The organism is Pseudomonas sp. Pseusp97 (assembly GCF_047304025.1).
Lineage (GTDB): Bacteria > Pseudomonadota > Gammaproteobacteria > Pseudomonadales > Pseudomonadaceae > Pseudomonas.
In genome coordinates, this window is record NZ_JBGLYK010000340.1 from 1 (window position 1) to 3,892 (window position 3,892).

At 67.1% G+C, this 3,892-nt stretch carries 4 protein-coding genes; 3 read left to right on the forward strand and 1 reads right to left on the reverse strand.

All coding sequences use genetic code 11. The features are described from left to right. The coding region (locus ACCC94_RS28430; RefSeq protein WP_413352935.1) for a TIGR02444 family protein at positions 1 to 446 on the reverse strand (446 nt) is incomplete at its 3' end. 47 nt (positions 447 to 493) lie between these two features. On the opposite strand from ACCC94_RS28430, the gene ACCC94_RS28435 reads away from it, so the two are divergent. From ACCC94_RS28435 to ACCC94_RS28445, 3 genes are read left to right on the forward strand one after another with little or no spacing between them, the layout of a single operon-like run. Beyond that, entirely contained in the window at positions 494 to 2,404 is a 1,911-nt protein-coding gene (locus ACCC94_RS28435) for an ATP-binding cassette domain-containing protein (protein ID WP_413352936.1), read from the forward strand. Further along, entirely contained in the window at positions 2,404 to 2,970 is a 567-nt protein-coding gene (locus tag ACCC94_RS28440; RefSeq protein WP_413352937.1) for a mechanosensitive ion channel domain-containing protein, read from the forward strand. The genes ACCC94_RS28435 and ACCC94_RS28440 overlap by 1 nt, the downstream gene beginning before the upstream one ends. A gap of 15 nt (positions 2,971 to 2,985) precedes the next feature. Then, the gene (locus tag ACCC94_RS28445; RefSeq protein WP_081519501.1) at positions 2,986 to 3,744 is read left to right on the forward strand and encodes a TerC family protein; all 759 of its coding nucleotides are present in this window, start codon (positions 2,986 to 2,988) and stop codon (positions 3,742 to 3,744) included. Positions 3,745 to 3,892: the final 148 nt, after the last annotated feature.

Consider the following 3,892-nt stretch of genomic DNA (forward strand, 5'->3'; position numbering starts at 1 on the left):
ATGCGCAGGGTTTCCTGCGCATCGCGGCGCAAGCTGTCCGCTTCACCCGCCGCTGCTCCCAGCCAGCGCGCCAGATCCTCCGCTTCACGCCGTGGCCAGTCCTTCGCCACCGCCTCCAGTCTCCCCAGCTGCACCTTTTCCGCTTCCAGTTCGAGCTGCTTGAGCCGCTCGCGCAGTGGCGCCAATTCCGCATCCTGCTTCGCCGCTTCCCGCCAGCGCTGACGCAGCGAGCGCAACGGCACGACCACCTCTTCACGCCACTCCCGCGCCGTGCTTTCCAGTGCGCTCATTCGCAACGCCTCGAAGGCCACGCCAGCGCTGCCCAGCCAGGCCGAAGCGAACAGCAGGCAGACATCCGCACCGCCTTCCTGCAGAGACAGGCAAGCCGCCTCAACCCCTGGGCGGGCGTAGAGTTTCAGCGCATACGACCAGACATCATCAGACATAGAGCACCCACAGCGATTGCCAGGCGAAGCTGATAAACTCCGCCGCCATGATTCGACTACAAAATCTTACGCTACAGCGTGGCCCCCAGCGCTTGCTGGAAGGTGCCGAACTCACCCTGCACGCCGGACAGAAGGTCGGCCTGATCGGCGCCAACGGCGCCGGCAAGTCGAGCCTGTTCGCCCTGCTGCGCGGCCAGCTCGGCCAGGACGCCGGCGACTGCTACCTGCCCGCGGACTGGCGCATCGCGCACATGCGCCAGGAGGTCGACACCCTCGACCGACTCGCCGTCGACTATGTGCTCGACGGCGACGTGCACCTGCGCAAGATCCAGGCGGACCTTGCCGCGGCCGAAGATTCCCACGACGGCACCGCCCTGGCGCGCCTGCACAGCGAGCTGGACAGTGCCGACGGATACACCGCCGATGCTCGCGCGCGCAAGCTGCTGGCGGGCCTTGGCTTCACGCCCGAGCAGATGGATCGCCGCGTCGGAGACTTCTCCGGTGGCTGGCGGATGCGCCTGAACCTGGCGCAGGCACTGATGTGCCCGTCCGAACTGCTGCTGCTCGACGAACCCACCAACCACCTCGACCTCGACGCCATCCTCTGGCTGGAAGAGTGGCTCAAGGGCTATCCGGGCACGCTGCTGCTGATCTCCCACGACCGCGACTTCCTTGACGCCGTGGTGGACAACATCGCCCACCTCGAACAGCGCAAGCTGACCCTGTACCGCGGCGGCTATTCGGCCTTCGAGCGCACCCGCGCCGAACGCCTTGCCCAGCAGCAGCAAGCGTACGAGAAGCAGCAGGCGCAGCGCGCGCACATGGAAAAGTACATCGCCCGCTTCCGCGCCCAGGCCACCAAGGCCCGCCAGGCGCAGAGCCGGATCAAGGCGCTGGAGCGCCTGGAAGAACTGGCGCCGGCCCACGTCGATTCGCCCTTCGACTTCGCCTTCCGCGAGTCCGACAAGATTTCCAGCCCGCTGCTCAACCTTTCCGAAGCCAGCCTCGGCTATGGCGAAAAGACCGTGCTGGAGAAGGTCAAGCTGCAGCTGGTGCCCGGTGCGCGCATCGGCCTGCTCGGCCCCAACGGCGCGGGCAAGTCGACCCTGATCAAGACCCTGTCCGGTGATCTGTCGCTGCTGGCCGGTGAGCTCGGTCGCGGCGAAAACCTCGCCATCGGCTACTTCGCCCAGCACCAGCTCGACTCGCTGGACCCCAAGGCCAGTCCGCTGCTGCACCTGGCGCGCATCGCCCCGGCCGAGCGCGAGCAGACGCTGCGCGATTTCCTCGGCGGCTTCGACTTCCGTGGCGAGCGCTGCGATGAGCCGGTGCTGAACTTCTCCGGTGGTGAGAAGGCGCGCCTGGCGCTGGCGCTGATCGCCTGGCAGAAGCCCAACCTGCTGCTGCTCGACGAACCGACCAACCACCTCGACCTGGAGATGCGCCTGGCGCTGACCCTGGCGCTGCAGGAGTTCTCCGGCGCCGTAGTGGTGGTATCGCACGATCGTCACCTGCTCAAGAGCACCACCGACGAATTCCTGCTGGTGGCCGATGGGCGCATCCAGGAGTTCGACGGCGATCTCGAGGACTACGCCCGCTGGCTGGTGGATTTCCGCTCGCGGCAGGCGCCGTCGTCGCCCGCCACTCCTGCTGGCGACAAGACCGACAAGCGCGCCCAGCGCCAGGCCGCCGCCGCCCTGCGTCAACAGCTCGCTCCGCACAAGCGCGAAGCGGACAAGCTGGAGAAGGAGCTGGGCAAGGTCCACGAACAGCTCGCCGAGCTGGAACAGCGCCTGGGCGACAGCGCGCTCTACGAGGCCTCGCGCAAGGATGAGCTGCGCGATCTGCTGGCCCGCCAGGCCACGCTCAAAGCCCGCGAAAGCGAGCTGGAAGAGTCCTGGCTGATGGCGCTGGAAACCCTCGAAGAGCTGCAGCGCCAGCTCGAGGCCAGCGAGTGATGGACGACGTGAACCTGCTGGTGGCGTGGAGCGAACCGTTGCTGCGCGGCGGGCAGATCATCCTCATCCTGCTGCTGGCCTGGCTGGTGCAACGCATCGTGACGCGTGCCATCAGCCGCCTTGGCGAGCGCTACCCGATGCCGCCGGAGCTGCTGCTGCCGCTGCGCGGCGGCCTGCGCTGGTTGATCATGGGCTCGGCGGTGATGCTGGTGCTGGAGCGCCTGGGCGTTTCCGCCGACGTGCTCTGGGCTGCGCTGACCGGCTTCGCCGCCGTTGCGGCGGTGGCCTTCTTCGCGATCTGGAGCGTGCTCTCCAACCTGTTCTGCGCGCTGATGATCTTCACCATGGGCCCGTTCCGCCTGGGGGATCGCGTGGAAGTCATCGAGTCCGCCGACAAGCCCGGCGTAAAGGGGCGGGTGATTGCGATCAACCTGCTCTACACCACCCTGGAAGAGGTCAACGAAGACGGCACGCCGGGTGCGCTGCTGCAGGTGCCCAACAACCTGTTCTTCCAGAAGGCCATCCGCCGCTGGCGCGGCCCGAACTTCCCCACCACCACCCCTTAACGGACATCCCCCACTATGGAATGGCTGACAAGCCCTGAGATCTGGGTTGCCTTTCTGACCCTGACGGCCCTTGAGATCGTCCTGGGCATCGACAACATCATCTTCATCTCCATCCTGGTCGGCCGCCTGCCGCCCGCCCAGCAGCCCAAGGCGCGCTTCTTCGGCCTCGCCCTGGCGATGGGCACGCGCATCCTGCTGCTGCTGTCGATCACCTGGGTGATGCGCCTGACCGCCGACCTGTTCACGGTGTTCGACCATGGCATCTCCGGTCGTGACCTGATCCTGTTCTTCGGCGGCCTGTTCCTGCTGTTCAAGAGCACCATGGAAATCTTCCACAGCCTCGAAGGCGCGGAAGAGGGCGGCCAGCAGGGCGGCAAGTCGCGCGGCTTCATGGGCATCATCATCCAGATCGCGATCATCGACATCGTGTTCTCGCTGGACTCGGTGATCACCGCCGTGGGCCTGGTGCAGCACGTTCCGGTGATGGTCGCGGCCATCGTCATCTCGGTCGGCGTGATGATGCTGTCGGCCGGCACCATCAGCGCCTTCATCGAGAAGCACCCGTCGCTGAAGATGCTCGCGCTGTCGTTCCTCATCGTGGTCGGCACCGTGCTGATCGCCGAGGCCTTCGAGATCCATGTGCCCAAGGGCTACGTGTACTTCGCCATGGCCTTCTCGCTGGCGGTGGAGGCGATCAACATCCGCCTGCGCGGCGCCCTGGCGCGCAAGCGCGGCGAGGAGCCGGTGAAGCTGCGCAAGGACATTCCGAGCTGATCGGCCTGTCGTGAAGTGAAGAAGCCCGGCCCAGTGCCGGGCTTTTTTGGGCTCTTCGTAGGAGCGGGGGGGGGGGGGGGCCCCCCCCCCCCCGGGGTGGGGGGGGGGGGGGGTGTGGGCGGGGGGGCGGCGGGGCAGGGGGCGCCCC